The 17,135-nt window shown below is 63.7% G+C and carries 9 protein-coding genes and 2 pseudogenes; 9 read left to right on the forward strand and 2 right to left on the reverse strand.

Annotated elements, in window-relative coordinates; translation table 11 throughout:
- Positions 1 to 213: pseudogene (locus tag BEN49_RS01265) on the reverse strand (xylose isomerase); the annotation flags it as partial.
- A gap of 806 nt (positions 214 to 1,019) precedes the next feature.
- On the opposite strand from BEN49_RS01265, the gene BEN49_RS27465 reads away from it, so the two are divergent.
- The 9 genes and pseudogenes from BEN49_RS27465 to BEN49_RS01300 all read left to right on the forward strand — a co-directional run bounded on the left by BEN49_RS27465 (position 1,020) and on the right by BEN49_RS01300 (position 14,396).
- Complete coding sequence (locus BEN49_RS27465) at positions 1,020 to 1,499, forward strand: type 1 periplasmic-binding domain-containing protein (RefSeq protein WP_158022703.1); 480 nt, start codon at positions 1,020 to 1,022, stop codon at positions 1,497 to 1,499.
- 33 nt (positions 1,500 to 1,532) lie between these two features.
- Positions 1,533 to 1,850: pseudogene (locus BEN49_RS30365) on the forward strand (substrate-binding domain-containing protein); the annotation flags it as partial.
- 360 nt (positions 1,851 to 2,210) lie between these two features.
- Positions 2,211 to 3,101 carry a helix-turn-helix domain-containing protein gene (locus BEN49_RS30370; protein WP_317040377.1) on the forward strand — a complete coding sequence of 297 codons (891 nt, stop codon included), beginning with the start codon at positions 2,211 to 2,213 and terminating at the stop codon, positions 3,099 to 3,101.
- A 199-nt stretch (positions 3,102 to 3,300) separates the two neighbouring features.
- Complete coding sequence (locus BEN49_RS01275; protein WP_070739644.1) at positions 3,301 to 4,620, forward strand: sugar porter family MFS transporter; 1,320 nt, start codon at positions 3,301 to 3,303, stop codon at positions 4,618 to 4,620.
- 123 nt (positions 4,621 to 4,743) lie between these two features.
- Positions 4,744 to 5,628: a carbohydrate kinase family protein gene (locus tag BEN49_RS01280; RefSeq protein WP_239691766.1), complete on the forward strand. Its 885-nt coding sequence runs from the start codon at positions 4,744 to 4,746 to the stop codon at positions 5,626 to 5,628.
- A 22-nt stretch (positions 5,629 to 5,650) separates the two neighbouring features.
- A complete protein-coding gene (locus BEN49_RS26220; RefSeq protein WP_158022704.1) occupies positions 5,651 to 7,216 on the forward strand; it encodes a glycoside hydrolase family 32 protein in 1,566 nt (521 codons plus the stop codon).
- A gap of 363 nt (positions 7,217 to 7,579) precedes the next feature.
- On the forward strand, positions 7,580 to 10,624 hold the full coding sequence (locus BEN49_RS01290; protein WP_083325656.1) for a SusC/RagA family TonB-linked outer membrane protein: 3,045 nt from the start codon (positions 7,580 to 7,582) through the stop codon (positions 10,622 to 10,624).
- A 21-nt stretch (positions 10,625 to 10,645) separates the two neighbouring features.
- Positions 10,646 to 12,211, forward strand: a complete 1,566-nt coding sequence (locus tag BEN49_RS01295; RefSeq protein ID WP_070739647.1) for a RagB/SusD family nutrient uptake outer membrane protein — start codon at positions 10,646 to 10,648, stop codon at positions 12,209 to 12,211.
- A gap of 115 nt (positions 12,212 to 12,326) precedes the next feature.
- A complete protein-coding gene (locus BEN49_RS01300; RefSeq protein WP_070739650.1) occupies positions 12,327 to 14,396 on the forward strand; it encodes a kojibiose hydrolase in 2,070 nt (689 codons plus the stop codon).
- 252 nt (positions 14,397 to 14,648) lie between these two features.
- On the opposite strand, the gene BEN49_RS01305 is transcribed toward BEN49_RS01300, so the two are convergent.
- Entirely contained in the window at positions 14,649 to 17,099 is a 2,451-nt protein-coding gene (locus BEN49_RS01305) for a bifunctional YncE family protein/alkaline phosphatase family protein (protein WP_070739653.1), read from the reverse strand.
- Positions 17,100 to 17,135: the final 36 nt, after the last annotated feature.

Consider the following 17,135-nt stretch of genomic DNA (forward strand, 5'->3'; position numbering starts at 1 on the left):
CCAGGCAAAGTTCTTGGTGCCGGGGCCGAAGGGGTCGCCGCCGGTGCCCACGAAGGTGTGCCAGTAGGCCGTGGCGAAGCGCAGGTGCTCCTTCATGGTCTTGCCGGCCACCACGCGATTTTCGTCGTACCACTTGAAAGCCAAGTGGTTATCTGACTCACGGCCTTCAAATTTAATCTTGTCGATGCCCTTGAAATACTCGGAGGTTGCCATATTAGAAGATGGTTGGGGTGTTTTGGGTTTTTGGTAAAAAACAGTATTCGCCTTTGAGGTACTGCACGCCTGGTCTTTTCTTTCTCTGTGGAGAAACCCTGGCGGAACCAAGCCAGCGGCGATTTCGTCGGCCAAGTTCTGGGGCTGGCAATTGCCCGCCATCATCTATTGCTAGTACTGCGCCGGCGCGGCAGACGGGGGCCCTAAAATGCTAGTGTACGCCAAGCCACCGGGCCGCTCTTTCAGGCTCACATAAATGGCGGTATTGCTACTGCCCGGCAGCGATGCACCGGAGCCGTACCGGGCCTTTGGTTGCCGCATGGCGGGGGTAATGTGCTGGTGAAAAAGCTGCTGATGTTGCAGTCGGGCGGGTATTTCATGCCGGCAAATTACCTTATAGCACGTATCGCCGACGTAAACTTAGGAGCCCCCAGCGCCCGGCAGCGGGGCCCCCACTTACCTAACCAGCATCGGAGCCACTGGCTACTAATACGTTATCTGCCTTGGTCAATCGCTGCCCGCTGCGTGGGCATGAGCGTAAATTTAATGTGTGCACCAGTCCCCGGTTGGGCGGTTGCATATCGGTAACCTTTGCGGTCAAACGACAGCGTTTGGTCCCCGGCCGTTGGTGGGGGCGGATGGCGCCGCGGCGCCACCAGGGGGGGGCCCGGGGCCCGCCACCAGTGCGGGAACCCCGCCCCCACCCCGCGCTGGTAGCGGTGGGCCCGAAAAAAAGCCACCTTACGTTGCGCACTCCAAATCTCCCCTTTGCGCACCTTCCTTTTCTCCCTGAGCAACCTGCTTTCGTGGAGGCATTGGTTTCTGCTGGTCCTGCCGCTACTGGCGCTGGCCGGCTGCGCCCGGGCCCGGAGCCCGCTTACCGCATTGGGTTGTCGCAGTGCACGGCCGGCGACGCCTGGCGCCAGGCCATGCGGGCGAGCATGGAAAAAGAGCTGAGCTTTCACCCCAACGTGCAGTTTGAGGCGCTGGACGCGCACGACAACACCGCCTTGCAGCGGCGACAGGTGCAGGCCCTCATCCGGCAGCGGGTAGACCTGCTCATCATCTCCCCCAACCAGTCGGGGCCCCTAACTGATCTTAACTGTAGCAGCTTACAACCAAGGGATTCCGGCGGTGCTGCTGGACCGGCGCATTACTTCGCGCCTCTACACGGCCTACGTGGGTGGCAACAACCTGGAGGTGGGCCGCACGGCCGGCCACTACGCTGCGCAGCTGCTGCACAGGCGCGGCCGCGTGCTGGAAGTGCTGGGGGCCCCGGCTCGTAGCCGGCCACTGACCGCGCGTAGGGCTTCCGGCAGGCGCTGGCCGCCTACCCGGGGCTGCGCCTGGTGGCGCAGGTGCAGGGCGACTGGCTGCCCGGCTCGGTGCGCCAGCGGCTGCCGGCCGTGCTGCGCGCCCACCCCGACGTGGACCTGATTTCTGCCCACAACGACCCCATGGGCCGCGCCGCCCGCCAGGTGGCGCAAGCGCAGGGCCTGGGGCCCCACGTCCGCATCATTGGGGTGGATGGGCTGCCGGGGCCCGGCAACGGCTTGCAGCTGGTGGAGGACGGGGCCCTAAACGCCACGCTGCTCTACCCCACGGGCGGCGAGGAGGCCATCCGCACGGCCTTGCGCATCCTGGCCCACCAACCCTATGAGAAGGAGAACGTGCTGGTTACCATAGTGGTAGACTCGACCAACGTGGGCCCCATGCGCACCCAAACCGAGCAGCTGGCCGTGCAGCGCCGCGACCTGGGCCAGCAGCAGCGCCGCCTGCAAGCCCAGCAGCGCCGCTACGCCAGCCAGGAAACCACGGGGTACCTACTGGGCGCCAGCCTGCTGGGGGCCGTGCTGCTGGGGGCCCTGGCCTGGCGCTCGTCGCGCGTGAACCGCCGCATCCGGCGCACGCTGGAGGGGCAGAACGCGGAAATCAGGGCCCAACGCAACCAGATTGACGCGCTGGCCGAGGAGGCCCGCCGCGCCGCCGAGGCCAAGATGTGCTTCTTCACCAACTTCTCGCACGAGCTGCCCACGCCGCTCACCCTTATCCAGGGCCCCGTGGATGATTTGCTCACCAGTCCCGTTGGCCTCAGCCCCCCCAGCGCTACGACTTGCAGCTGGTGCGCCGCAACACCCAGCTGCTGGATTTCCGCAAGATTGACGTGGGCAAAATGGCCGTGCGCGCCACCGAGGGCAACCTGGTGGCCTTCGTGCGCGAGTTGGCGGACGGGTTTGAGAAAACGGCGCGGCGGCGCGGCATCACGTTCCGGTTTTGCCCGCCGAACCGGTTGTCACGCTCTGGTGGCCGCGGCCCTCAAGGGCGACTGGCGCACGAGCCACATCCCGCTGGTGCTGCTCACGGCCCGCGACGCGCCCGAGCAGCAGGTGGCCGGCGTGCAGGCCGGCGCCGACCTCTACCTCACCAAGCCGTTCAACCCCACCTTCCTCATCGAGAGCCTGCGCACACTGCTGCGCAACCGCGGCCAGCAGCGCGAGCACTTCCGGCGCGAGTTGAGTGTGACCACCGCCACGGTGGCCCCGCAGCGCGTGGACCAGAAATTTCTGGCCGACCTCACTGCCGCCATCGAAGCCCGCCTCGATCAGCCCGCCCTGAGCGTGGACGATCTGGCCCGCCACTTGGGCGTGTCGCAAATGCAGCTCTACCGCAAGGTGAAGGCCATGCTCGGCACCGGCGTTACCGACTATATCCAGGGCCTGCGCCTCACCAAAGCCCGGCAGCTGCTGCTCGCCGAGGGCAGCACCATCGCCGGGGTGGCCTACCAAACGGGGTTCTCCTCGCCCTACTACTTCTCCACGGCCTTCAAGGGCAAGTACCAGGTGTCGCCCTCCGAGTACAGGGCCCTGCACGCCCCTGCCCGGCCCTGACGGAATTTTGCAAATCGCGTCGGATTATTACAGATATCAGGTTTGTACTTCAGACAATCATCCATTATCACGTTATTAATCAAATTATTAGCGCGATAATGGATGATTGCAATAATCTTGCAATGATTTGTAGGAAAGCAGCAGGTTGAAAACCGAAAGAATAGCGGACATTTGGGCAATCGTTCCCACTACCTCTTCCATGCAACGCAAAGTCCTGTTCTGGTCCCTAGTTACGGCGCTCGGTGGCTTCCTGTTCGGCTTCGATACAGCCGTCATTTCGGGGGCTGAGAAGGCCATTCAGCAGCTATGGCAGTTGAATGCCGTTGAGCACGGGTTCACGATTTCCATCGCCCTCATCGGTACGGTCATCGGGGCCATCTTCGGCGGCATCCCCTCCGACCGACTGGGCCGCCGCCAAACCCTGCGCTGGATTGCGGTGCTCTACCTAGTATCAGCGGTGGGCGCGGCGCTGGCCCCGGCCTGGGTGCCGTTCCTGGTGTTCCGTTTCTTGGGTGGCCTGGGCGTGGGGGCCTCGTCGGTCACGGCCCCGCTCTACATTTCGGAGATTTCACCGGCCCGCTCGCGAGGCCGGCTCGTGGGCCTGTTCCAGTTCAATATTGTATTCGGCATCTTGGTGGCGTACTTGTCCAACTACTTGCTGGCCAATGTGGGCGACCATTCGTGGCGCCTGATGCTGGGCGTGCAGGCCGTGCCCGCCATTGCCTTCTTGCTATTCCTGTTCCGGGTGCCCGAGAGCCCGCGCTGGCTGCTGCTGCACGGCCGCACCGAGGAAGGCCGCGACGTGCTCCGCCTCATCGAGCCCGAAACGGTGGACGCCGACGTGGCTGCCATCCTCGCCTCGCAGGCGCACTCGGCTCAGCAGAGCGGCTCGCTTTTCGACCCGCAGTACCGCACGCCGGTGCTGCTGGCCGTGGCCTTCGCCTTTTTCAACCAAGTGTCGGGCATCAACGCCATCATCTACTACGCCCCGCGCATCTTCGAAATGACCGGCCTGGGCCAGGGCGCGGCCTTGCTCTCGTCGGCCGGCATTGGGCTCATCAACTTCATCTTCACGCTGTTGGGAGTCAATCTGATTGATCGGTTTGGGCGGCGCACGCTCATGCTGGTGGGTTCGGTGGGCCTCATTGCCACGCTGGGGCTGGTGGCCCGGGCCTTCTATACCCAGCAGTTTGGAGGAGTGCTGGTGCCGGTGCTGCTGTTCGTATACATCGCCTTTTTCGCGTTTTCGCAGGGGGCCGTCATTTGGGTGTTCATCTCCGAAATCTTCCCGAACGCCGTGCGGGCGCGGGGCCAGGCGCTGGGCTCCAGCACGCACTGGGTGATGGCCACGGTCATCGCCTTCACCTTCCCCTACTTTGCCGAGCGACTGGGCGGGGGCCCCACGTTCACGTTTTTCTGCGTTATGATGGTGCTGCAACTCGTGTTCGTGCTGCGCTTCATGCCCGAAACCAAGGGCACCAGCCTGGAGCAGGCCGACCGCACGCTGGTGATTCATTAGGGGCAATTGGTGAAGGAGTGAGTTGCGAAAGAGTGTTATTGATGCTCCTCCACAATTCACTCCTTCGCAACTCACTCCCTCGCAACTCACTCATTCACAACTCACTCCTTCACCAATTACCAGATGGCCATTGCCTGCTTCGGCGAAATGCTTTGGGACGTGCTGCCCACCGGCAAGCAGCCCGGTGGGGCCCCGCTCAACGTGGCGGTGCACCTGCACAATTTTGGCGCGGAGGCGCTCATCATCAGCCGCGTGGGGCGCGACGACCTGGGGGCCGAGCTGCTGGATTTTGTGGCTGCCAAAGGCATCAGCACCGACTACGTGCAGCAGGGCGAAACCCACCTGACCGGCGTGGTGAAGGCCAACGTGAGCGACAACAACGAGGTGGTTTACAAGATTGTGCAGCCCGTGGCCTGGGATTACATCCAGTACGACGCCGCACTGGGCGAGCTGGTGGCCGAGGCTCATGCCTTCGTGTTCGGCAGCCTGGTGGCCCGCAGCCCGGCCTCGCGAGACACCCTGTACCAGCTGCTGGAACACGCCGGGCTCAAGGTGTTCGACGTGAACTTTAGGGCCCCGCACTACTCGCGCGAGGTGGTGACCTACCTGCTCCAGCAGGCCGACGTGGTGAAGCTCAACCACCACGAGCTGGCCGAAATCACGGACTGGTTTGGGGCCCCGGCGGCCGAGGCAACGGCCCTGCCCTGGCTGGCCGAGCGCTTCGGCCTGCAAGCCGTGTGCGTGACCAAGGGGGCCGACGGAGCCGCGCTCTGGACCGGTGGCCAGCTTTACCAGAGCGCCGGCCGGCCCGTTACCGTGCAGGATACCATTGGCAGCGGCGATTCCTTCTTGGCAGCCCTGCTCACGGGCCGGCTCGCTGGCGAACAGCCTGCTGATTACCTGGCCTTTGCCTGCGCCGCCGGGGCCCTGGTGGCCACTTACCAGGGCGCCACGCCGGCCATTACGGCCGCGCAGGTGCGGGCCCTGGCCGCCGCGCCCGCCGCTTAGTTTTCGCCCGCTTCTTCCCCGCGTGAAATCACTACTTCCCTGCGCATTGGTTTTGTTGGGTGCGTGCAGCAGCCCGGCGCCGCCGGCCGCCACCGCTCCCGCGGGGGCCCCCACCACCGACCCGTACCGGCCGGTGTACCACTACTCAGCGCCCAAAAACTGGATCAACGATGCCAACGGGCTGGTGTACACCAACGGCCAGTACCAGCTCTTTTACCAGTACAACCCGCAGGGTCCCACCCCGGGCCACCTGGCCTGGGGCCACGCCACCAGCCCCGACTTGGTGCACTGGGCCCCCCAGCCCACGGCCCTGACCGAGTACAAGAACGCCGACGGCAGCAACACGATGATCTTTTCGGGAAGCGCCGTGGTGGATTCGGCCAATGCCTCGGGCCTGTTTCCGGCCGGCACCACCGATGGGCTGGTGGCCTTTTACACCGGCCACGTGGAGCGGCCGGGCGTGGTGCTGCGCCAGCGGCAGGAGCTGGCTTACAGCACCGACCACGGCCTGACCTGGCAGCGCTACGCTAAGAATCCGGTGCTCGACATCGGCAGCAAGGAGTTCCGCGACCCCAAGGTATTCTGGTACGCCCTGCAGCGCAAGTGGGTGATGACCACCGTGAAAGCCGACCGCCAGCAGGTGTACCTGTACGAGTCGAAGAACCTCACGCAGTGGACGTTCCTGAGCCGCTGGGGCCGCGCCGGCAACACCGTGAAGGAGTGGGAATGCCCCGACCTGTTTGAGCTGACCGTGCCGGACGGCGGCACCAAGTGGGTGCTGCTGATTTCGGCCGGGGGCCCCGCCGAGCAGTTCCGCGGGCAGCAGTACTTTTTGGGCCGGTTCGATGGCAAAACTTTTGTGCCCGACCAGCCCTACGACGAGCCCACTTACCTCGATTTCGGCAAGGATTTCTTCGCCGGCGTCACCTTCGGCAATGTCCCCAAGGGCCGGCGCATTTTGGTGGGCTGGGCCAACGACTGGGCCTACGCCCCCACCGTGCCCACCGGCGACCAGTGGCGCGGCTGCTTCGCCGTACCCCGCGAGCTGAGCCTGCGCCGCACGCCCCAGGGCCTGACGCTGGTGCAGCAGCCCGTGGCCGAGCTACGCACGCTGGGCAAGGAAGCCCTCTACGTACCCACCCATGCTATCCCTACTGGCACCGCTGGCTACGAGGTGCCCTTCAAAGGCGAATCTTACGACCTGAGCCTGACGCTGACGCCTGGCACCGCCAAAAGCTTCGCCCTGAACGTGCTGCAAAGCGCCGCTGAGCGCACCACCCTGCGCTACGACGTGGCCCGGCAAACCCTGACGCTCGACCGCACCCAGTCGGGCAACGTGGATTTTCACTCCATGTTTGCCAGCAGCGTCGAAACGGCCCGCGTACCCTTGCGCAACGGGCAGCTACAGCTGCGGTTATTGGTTGATAAATCGGTGGTGGAAGTGTTTGCCCAAGATGGCGAAACGACCCTGACTGACCTGGTTTTCCCGCGGCAGCACACCGGCCGCATCACCCTCACGGCCGAAGGCGGCCCTGCCCAAATGACCGCTTTGCGCCTGACCGACCTCAGCCCTATTGCAGTCCGCTAAGGTTAAGCTTACTCCAACCTGGTTGCCTGGTGCCTCTTCGGTAGCTACTATAGTTACGGCTTAGCTACGGCTGCCTTTGCGGAGAGACAGGCATTATTAGAAAAAACTAACTATATTTAATTCGTTGAATTTTATATTTTCTCTAAAAATGATGAATTTTTAACATTTTTAGATATTAATAAACTATATAAATTCAGCACAGGTAAGTAATTTTACTCTGTCAAAGGTCCTCTCCAAAAACCCTAAGCAATACTGCCACCTCCCGTAATCGTTTGCGGGAACGGTTGCGTCAACGATTGCATTTGAGCAGCTGCCAAATTGGCATTTCATTCCCAGATTTTTTCCCACTTTCAATTTTCACTCATGAGTAATAACCTGTACAAACGCTACAACCTATATGAGCAACCCGCTCTCCAACGGGTTGGCCGGGCCAAGCCCGCGTTGCTACAGCTGCTGGCTTTCACCCTGCTCGTTCTCCTATTCCCGTTGCTGAGCCAGGCACAGGCACTTCGGCCGGTTACAGGCAAGGTGGTTGACAGCAAAGCGGTCGGCCTACCGGGGGTTACAGTTGTAGTACCCGGCACCACAGTCGGGGCTAGCACGGGGTCAGACGGCACGTTCCAACTCCAAGTGCCCGCCAATGCCACCACCTTGTCCTTCTCATTCATTGGCTACGCCACGCAGAAGGTCAGCATAACGGACAAATCATCGGTGCAGGTAACCATGCAGGACGACGCCCAAGCCCTGAGCGATGTAGTAGTAGTCGGCTACGGCACGGCCCGCAAGCAGGACGTAACCGGCGCCGTAGCAGTGCTGGGGGAAAAGGAATTCAACCGGGGCACCTTCACCTCGCCCGACCAGCTCATCCAGGGCCGCACCTCGGGCGTGCAGGTGACCAATAGCAGCGGGCAGCCCGGCGGCGCGGCTAGCATCAAAATCCGGGGCAACTCGGCCGTGACCGGCACGGGCCAGCCCCTGTACGTGGTCGACGGCGTGCCGCTCGACGGACGCTCGGCTCGCCCGGGCCTGGTGGCTTCGACCGACGTGGGAGCGGGTGCCGACAGCAACCCACTCAACTTCCTGAACCCCGACGACGTGGAGTCGGTAACGGTGCTCAAGGACGCCTCTGCCACGGCCATCTACGGCTCGCGGGCCGCGTACGGAGTGGTACTCATCACCACTAAAAAGGGTAAGACGGGGGCCCCGGTGCTGGCCGTGGGAGCCTCGGGCGGTTTCTCGACCCTGCTGCGCCGGCCCAAGTATCTGGATGCCAGCCAGTACCGCCAAGCCCTCACGTACTACGGCGTAGCCAACGGCGACAAGGGCGGCGATACCGACGCACTGAAGGCGCTTTTGCGCACCGGCCGCGTGCAGAACTACAACGCGGCCATGAGCGGCGGCAACGAAACGGGGCGCTACCGCCTCTCGCTGGGCTACCTCGACCAGAATGGCATCGTGCGCAAAACAGGCTTCCAGAAGTTCAGCGCCAACCTAGCGACTAACCTCCAGTTTCTGGAAAGCAAGAAGCTGGGACTGGATGTGAACATTGCCACCAGCCAGTTCAGAGAGCAGCTGGCCCCCATCACGACGGACGCCGGCTCCCGGAGCTCGCTCATCGGGCAAGCCCTGCAGTGGAACCCCACCCAGAACCTACGCAACACCGACGGCTCGCTCTTCATACAGGCCGGCGACGTGATAAATCCCCTGGCCGCCCAGGAGCTATATAATGACAACTCCCGCGTGACGACCATTCTGGCCAGCGCGGCCCCCTACTACAAGTTTACCGACTGGCTCCAGTACCGGGCCCTGGTGAGCGTGAACTACAACACCGGCGAGCGGCGCACCTCCGTCGACCAGCGCCTCATCAACTACCCCGGCATTGAGGGTCAGGGCTACGCCAGCATCAGCCACAACGAGCTACTGACCCAGCAGATAGCCCACACCCTGAACTTTAACAAGCAGCTAACCAGTAATTTCAACCTGAACGCACTGCTGGGCTACGAGTACACGAAGTTCGCCAACTCGGGCTCCAACGTCAACGCCTACGGCAACCGGGATTCCGGCGGCTTCGGCTCGTTTGGTCTCGATTACACGAACTACATTCAGTACTCGGGCACCGGCAACCGCGGCATCTCGTCGTTCGTTGACCCCTCATCGGCGCTACAATCGGTGTTTGGCCGGGCTATCCTGAACTATAAGGACCGCTACGTATTCACCGGCACGCTGCGCCGCGACGAGAGCACCAAGTTTGGCCCCAACAACCGGGTGGGCTACTTCCCCTCGTTTGCCGCGGCCTGGGACCTGAGCCAGGAGGCCTTCTTCCCGGCCGAGCGCCTGAGCCAGCTCAAGTTTCGGGCGGGCTACGGGCGCACCGGCAACCAGGAGTTTCCGGCCGGCTCGGCCCAGTACCGCTACACCCTGGACAACAACGGTGCCCAGTCGCCGCTCAACGACCGTAACGACGACCTGAAGTGGCAGTCGGATGCCCAGTACAACGCCGGCTTCGACATCGGGGCCTTTGATAACCGCCTCACCTTTTCGGCCGACTACTTCTACAAAACCACCACCGACCTGCTGTTTCCGACCACGCCCGGCGAGCCCCGCCCCGCCAACGCGGCCATCCGCTGGGAAAACCTCGACGGCAAAATCGTGAACAAAGGCGTCGAGCTCAGCCTGACGACGGCCATCGTGCGTAATGAGAAAGTGGACGTGGGCTTCAACGCCAACGCCACCTTCATTCGCAACGAGGTGTCCGATTTGGTGGGCGCCGCCATCCCCACCGGCGCCATCAACGGCCAGGGGCTCTCGGGCGCCCTGGGCGAGAGCATTCGCAACGGCTACCCCATCAACGCCTTCTTCCTGCCCCAGTACAACGGGCTGACCGACCAGGGCCTCAGCAACATTGGCGCCATCGTGTACGCTGGCAGCCCCAACCCCCGCACCCTGCTGGGCATGGGCCTCAACGCCCGCTACGCTAAGTTCTCGGTTGTAGCCAACATGACGGGTGTATTTGGCCAGATGATTTACAACAACACCCTCAACGCCATTGGCGCGGTGGGCGGCATCGGGGCCGGCAAAAACATTGCCCTCTCCACCTTTGAGAGTCCGATTAAAGAATCGACCGGCAACCCGACAGCCGCCTCCACGCGCTACCTCGAGAAGGGCAACTACCTCAAGCTCTCCAACCTGACCTTCTCGTACTCGCTCGGCGACGTGGCCGGCTTCGCGAAGGGCGCCCGCATTTACGCCACCGGGCAAAACCTATTTGTGATTACCAAATACACGGGCTTCGACCCCGAAATCAATACCATCAAGCAGGGGGCCAACCAGGTGCCGTCGGTGGGCATCGATTACCTGGCCTACCCGAGTGCCCGCACCTTCACGTTCGGCGTCAACTTCTCTCTCTAATACTCTCTTCTATTACCCACCATGCGATATTTTAAGATTGGCGGAGCGGCGGCCGTGCTGGCGCTGCTCCAGATGACCAGCGGCTGCGCCATCAACGAGAAGCTCGAAGGCCAGCTCACGGAGGACCAGATTCCGAAGGGCGACCCCTCGGCCCTGCTCCAAGGGGTATACAACTCGCAGCGTGACCCCATTCAGGGCTGCGTGAGCGTGTTTGCCTTGGAAGAAGTATCCACCGATGCCCGCATTATGCCCACCCGCGGGCCCGACTGGGACGATAACGGCAAGTGGCGCGCCCTCTACAATCACACCTGGGATGCCCAGAACGAGCGGGTGCGCGATACCTACACCCAGCTCAACGGCATCATCTATGCCGCGACCGACCTGCTGCGCTTCTCGCCAAATAACCAGCAGCAGGCCGAAGCCCGGTTTCTGCGGGCCTGGGCCAGCTACTTGGTGCTCGACCTCTACGACCAGGTGTTGTACCGCGAGCCGGGCGAAACCCTAAGCATGCTGGCTCGGGTGCGCAAGGGCTCGGAAGCCTTGACTTACATCATCAGCGAAATCACGGCGGTGCAGGCCAACCTGCCCGACGGTCCCGCCGGTAAAGCCAACAAGGACGCTGCCCGCGTGCTGCTGATGAAATGCTACCTCAACAAAGGAGTGTATGCCAATCGGGCCACCCCCACGTTTGCCGCCGCCGACATGAACCAAGTGGTTACGCTGGCCGACCAGATTATTAGCAGCAACAAGTACGCTTTCACGACCAACTTCTTCGATAATTTCGCGCCCAACAACACGGCCATTGGCAAGGAGAATATCTTCACCCAGGAAAACACGTTTGGAAACGGCGGCCCTACGCGCGATTTTTGGAAATTTGTGTCGCACTACAACATGGTGCCCGTCAACGGCTACAACGGCCCGGCCACTACGGCCGCGTTCTACAGCCTGTTTGAGGCTGGCGACAAACGCCGGGGCGTAGCCTATCAAACATCGGGCGGGCCCGCTAACCCCGACAGCCGCATCAACGTGGGCTTTCTCGTGGGCCAACAGTACAACCTGAGCACCGGCGCCGCGCTGACCACCCGTAGCGGGGCCCCGCTGGCTTTCACGCAGGACATCAACCTGTTTGAGACCGGCGCCGACCTCGAAGCCAAAGGTATTCGTCCCATCAAATACCCCGTCGACTACGTAAGCGAGGCCAGAGGTGGCAATAGCAGCGAGAACGACCACGTGAGCTTTCGCCTGGCCGACGTGCTGCTGATGAAAGCCGAAGCTATTATGCGGGGCGGCACTGCCACCAGCGCTGGCACCTACGGCGCTACCGCGCTGGACATTGTCAACTCACTGCGCACGCACCCTTCGCGCGGGGCCAGCGCACTGGCTTCGCTCAGCCTCAGCACGTTGCTCGACGAGCGGGGCCGGGAGCTGTACGGCGAATCGTGGCGCCGGCAGGATATGATCCGGTTCGGCACGTTTCTGCAGGCACGTAAAGACAAGCCCGCCAGCGACGCGAAATACCTCATCTATCCCATTCCGCAGACGCAGGTAGACGTGAACTCGAACATTACCCAGAACCCAGGGTACTAGCCCCGTGGGGCCCCAGGGCCCCACACCGCTTGCGTATTGACGATGCAAAGGAGGATAAGCGCACGCTTATCCTCCTTTCTTTTAAGCCCTTTTTTCACCGCTCTCCTGCTCCCGGATGCTACGTATTTCCTTTCCCAAATCAGGCCTGTTTTTTGGCGTGCTGGCGCTGCTGTGGTCGGCGGCCTGGGGCCCCGTGGGGGCCCAAACGGCCGTTGACCCCTGGCGCATTACCGCCGACAAAGTGGACCCCAACCACTACTACGGCGCCACGGTGGCCAACGGGCTGATTGGCATCGTGTCGTCGCCGGTACCATTCCAGGTGAAGAGCGTGGTGCTGGCCGGCGCCTACGACCAGTACGGCCGCGGCCGGGTGAGCAACTTCCTCAACAGCTTCAACCTGCTGAACATGTACCTGGAGGTGGACGGCCGCCGCCTGGGGCCTCAGGATGCCAGCAACTTCCGCCAGGAGCTGGACATGCAGCGGGCAGCCCTGACGACCACCTTCGACTACGCCGACAAGGCCACCGTGCGCTACACCTACTATGCGCTGCGCCACCTGCCCTTCACGGTGCTGCTCGACGTATCCATCACAGCCAAGAAGGATGTAAACCTGACGGCGGCCAGCGTGATGGAAGCCCCCGACGCGCTGCGCGACGTGCAGAACTACTACAACGAAATCGATAGGCCCCACGCCACGCTCAGCCTGCTCACGTCGTCGGCCAAGAGCCCGACAGGCAAGATTCAGCTGTGCGCCTCCACCAGCTTTCTGTTTGAGGAGCCGCACGGGCAGGAGCCCCGCATCATCCACGAGATGTGGGACAGCAACATGCACCTGATGAAGTTCGGAAAGGCCCTGAAGGCCGGCCAGACCTACGGCTACGCCATCACGGGCTCCAGCATCACCTCGGCCCACGACCCCGACCCGCTGAACGCGGCCGAGCGCCTCACCGTCTTTGCCCGCCTAGAAGGCCGCCAGCGCCTGCTCGATTTCCACGCCAAGGCCTGGCAGGACCTGTGGCAGAGCGATATTCAGATTACCGGCGACGCGCAGGCCCAGCAGGACGTGCACAGCATGCTCTACCACCTCTACAGTTTCTCGCGGGCGGGCACCGACTACTCGCCTTCGCCGATGGGCCTTTCGGGCCTGGGCTACAACGGCCACGTATTTTGGGATACCGACGTGTGGATGTTCCCGGCGCTGCTGGTGCTGCACCCCGAAATTGCCAAGTCGTTGGTTGAATACCGCTTCCAGCGCCTGGCAGCGGCCCGGCGCAACGCCTTCGCTCACGGCTACCGGGGCGCCATGTACCCCTGGGAAAGCGCCGACTCGGGCGTGGAGGAGACCCCGGTTTGGGCCCTGAGCGGGCCGTTTGAGCACCACATTTCGGCCTGCGTGGCACTGGCCGCCTGGCAGTACTACTGCGTGACGCAGGACAAGGACTGGCTGCGCGAGAAAGGCTGGCCCATCCTTTCGGCCACGGCTAACTTCTGGGCCAGCCGGGTGGAGCGCAACGGCCCCGGGCACTACGACATCAAGAACGTGGTGGCCTCCGACGAGTGGGCCGAAAACGTGGACAACGACGCCTTCACCAACGCCGCCGCCCAGGTGAACCTGCAAAACGCCACCGCTACTGCCAAGCTCCTGGGCCTGCGCGCCAACCCCGACTGGCTGCTCGTGGCCCAGAACATTCCCATCCTGAAAATGGCCGACGGCGTGATTCAGGAACACGCCACCTACCACGGCGAGGGCATTAAGCAGGGCGACGTGAACCTGCTGGCCTACCCGCTGAAAACGGTTACCGACCCCGCCCAAATCCGCAAGGACCTGGCCTACTACGAAACCCGCGTGCCCACCGAAGGCACCCCGGCTATGACGCAGGGCATCTTCGCGCTGCTCTATTCGCGCCTCGGCAACGCGGACAAGGCCAAGCTGTGGTTCAAAGACGCTTACGAACCCAATCTGCTGCCGCCCTTCCGCGTCATCGCCGAAACCAAGGGCGGCACCAACCCCTACTTTGCTACCGGCGCGGGCGGCGTGCTGCAAGCCGTACTCATGGGCTTCGGCGGGCTCGACATCACGCCCGCCGGCATTGTGCAGCGCAAAACCACGCTGCCCACGGGCTGGCAATCGGTGAAAATCACCGGCGTGGGGCCCCAGCACAAAACCTACACCAACGGCCACTAGCCGCCGCGGGGGGCCCTGGGCTGTACCGCCAAGCTGTGCTTGGCCTCGTCCCGGGGCCCCCAGGGCAGCATAGGCAAGGCCAAGCACAGCTTGGCGGTACAGCACAGGGCCCCAGCAGTAGAGATGCTTCGCTGCGCTCTGCATGACCTTTTTGATTGGATCGGAGCCCCGATTCAGGGGCCCTGAGCCCGCCCGTGTTATGAACCAAAGGCCCCAATCTGCCCCCGCGGGCCTCAGCGCTTGCGCGCTACCTCAATCGTCGTCGTCGTCGCGCTTGGGGGTGGGACGCAGGAAGGCGCCGCGGCGCGGGGCCGGCACGGCGGCGTCCTCACCGCGGATGGCCTTCCACACCACCTCGGTAAGGTCGCGGTCGGGGGTGGCGTCTTCGTGGGCCAGGTTGAACTTGGCCGAGCGCTCGGCGCTGCGGTTCCAGGCGGTGTTGCGGGCATCGAGCGGCACGCGGGCGGCCTTGGCTTGGTACGGGGCCCCGGCGGGCGCGGCCTGGAACACGCCGAACAGCGGCCGCGCGGCGGCGTCGTACTGGCTCATGGGCGGCAGGCCGAGGATGAGCTCCATCGTGCGCAGCACCCCGGCCGTGGTGTAGAGGGTGTGGTCCACGGCGCCGCGGCGGGTGTAGGGGCTGATGACGAAGGCCGGCGAGCGGTGGGCGTCCACGTGGTCGGGCCCGTTCTGGGCGTCGTCTTCGAGCACAAACACCACCGACTCGTTCCAGATAGCGCTGTGCGAGAGGTGCTCCACGAACTGGCCCAGGGCGAGGTCGTTGTCGGCCACGGCCGAGATGGGCGAGATTTTGCCCAGCTTCTGGCCGCTGGTGTGGTCGTTGCTGAGGCGCACGGTGCTGAACTGCGGCACGGCCCCGCGGGCCAGCAGCGAGTCAAAATCCTGGGCCCAGATGCGCACCCGGTCTACGTCCTTCACGTCCATGTCGAAGCCCGGGGCCCGGGGGCACAAGTGCCCTTCGAGCGACTTGAGCGAGGTTTTGCCGTTCTCGGCAAACTCGCCGTAGCTGCGGTAGCTGCGGCCGGCGCGCTGGCAGTAGTCCCAGATGAAGCCGTCGCGCGGGTAGGCAATTTTGCGGGTGCCCTCGAAGTCGTAGGTGCCGCCGCGCCCGCCGTAGCTGATGGGCCACGACTTCTCCACGTAGTCGTTGGCGTAGGCGGCCATGCTCCAGTTGTGGCCGTCGGCGCTCACCTCGGCGTTCACGTAGAAGTTGTCGAGCAGCACAAACTCGCGGGCCAGGGCGTGGTGGTTGGGCGTCACGCGCTCCGGGAAAATGCACAGCGTCGAGTCGCCGTTGCCCGCGCGCATGTCGCCCAGCACCTGGTCGTAGGTCCGGTTTTCCTTGATGATGTAGAACACGTGCTTGATGGGCGACGCCTCCCCCGCCCGCCGCGGAATGGGGCCCCCAGCCACGCCCAGGGCCTCTTTCTCCAGGGCCGGCGTGAAGGGCGTGTTGGCGTACACCTGCGCCGAGTAGGCCTTGAGCTGGGCCGCGCTGGGCGCCGGAATGGCCGAAAGCGTGCCCTTGAACAGCCCGCCGATGTACTGCTCACGTCCGTTAATGATGCCTACCTGGTAACCGCTGTTGTCGGTGCGCTTCACCGGCTGGGGCCCCCGGGGGTTGGGCAGCGACGAAAAGCCCTTGCCGTTGGCCACCAGCACTTGCTTGCCCTGCGTGCGCACGCAGGTGGGGTACCAGCCCGTGGGGATGAAGCCCAGCGGGGCACTCTTGCCGGGCTGGGCCACGTTGAACACGGCCAGGCAGTTGTTGTCGGCGTTGGCGATGTAGAGCGTTTTCTCGTCGGGGCTCAAGGCCAGGCCGTTGGGCGTGGAGCCGGTGAGCTTGGTGGGGTACAGGGCCGAGGAAATGGTTTCGAGCACTTTCCAGCTCTTCGCGTCCACCACCGACACGGAGTTGTCGTTGGCGTTGGCCACGAACAGGTAGCGCCCGCTGCGGCTCTGAATCAATTCGTTAGGGTGGCTTTCGGTGGCCAGGCGCTGCCGGATCTGGCTAGTGCGGGTGTCGTAGGCCAGCAGTTCGTCGCCGCCCCACAGGCTGATGTAGAGCGTGTTGCCATCCGGGGCCAGCAGGCAGCCGTAGGCTTCGTGGCCCAGGGCCAGCCGGCTCAGCGTGCGCTTGGTTTTCAGGTCCAGCACGTACAGCGCGTTGTCCTCCTTGGTCACGGTGTAGAGGCGCTGCCGGGGCCCGTCCACGGCCAGGCCAGCGGGGCTGATTTTCTCCTTCGGCCAGGCCTTGCCCAGGTGCAGCGTGTCGGGGGGGCCCAGCTTGCGGGCAGCCACGGGGTAGGCCAGGATGATGTTGTCGTTGGCGCCCGACACGTACAGCCGGTCGGCTTTTGCATTGAAGGCCAGGCCGTACCACGACTTGCCGATGACTTTCTCGTCGAGCAGTGCGTGCGTCACCGGGTCGATGAGCTGCACCGTCTGGGTGCTCTGCCCGTTGTTGGTGACGGCCAGCAGCTGGCCCGATTGCGAGAGCTGCATGTTGAGCGGCAAATCGCCGAGAGCCAGCCCGGGGCCCCCGGCCGGCGTGAGCGACCAGCCGTTGGGCAGCAGGATTTTGGCGGCCCGGGGGTCGTCGGCGGGCACTTGGGCGGCGGCCGGGCGGGCCGCCAGCAGGCCGAGGGCAGCCAGGACAAAAGCAGTTTTCGTGCGGAGCATAAGGAAACAGCAAAGCGCGCCCAACCCGGGCGGCGG

It is taken from the genome of Hymenobacter coccineus (genome assembly GCF_001816125.1).
Lineage (GTDB): Bacteria > Bacteroidota > Bacteroidia > Cytophagales > Hymenobacteraceae > Hymenobacter > Hymenobacter coccineus.

Coding starts and splice junctions, on each gene's coding strand:
- BEN49_RS30370 (WP_317040377.1), top strand. CDS start 2,211: ATGTGCTTCTTCACCAACTTCTCGCACGAGCTGCCCACGCCGCTCACC.
- BEN49_RS01275 (WP_070739644.1), top strand. CDS start 3,301: ATGCAACGCAAAGTCCTGTTCTGGTCCCTAGTTACGGCGCTCGGTGGC.
- BEN49_RS01280 (WP_239691766.1), top strand. CDS start 4,744: ATGGCCATTGCCTGCTTCGGCGAAATGCTTTGGGACGTGCTGCCCACC.
- BEN49_RS01290 (WP_083325656.1), top strand. CDS start 7,580: ATGAGTAATAACCTGTACAAACGCTACAACCTATATGAGCAACCCGCT.
- BEN49_RS01295 (WP_070739647.1), top strand. CDS start 10,646: ATGCGATATTTTAAGATTGGCGGAGCGGCGGCCGTGCTGGCGCTGCTC.
- BEN49_RS01300 (WP_070739650.1), top strand. CDS start 12,327: ATGCTACGTATTTCCTTTCCCAAATCAGGCCTGTTTTTTGGCGTGCTG.
- BEN49_RS01305 (WP_070739653.1), bottom strand. CDS start 17,099: ATGCTCCGCACGAAAACTGCTTTTGTCCTGGCTGCCCTCGGCCTGCTG.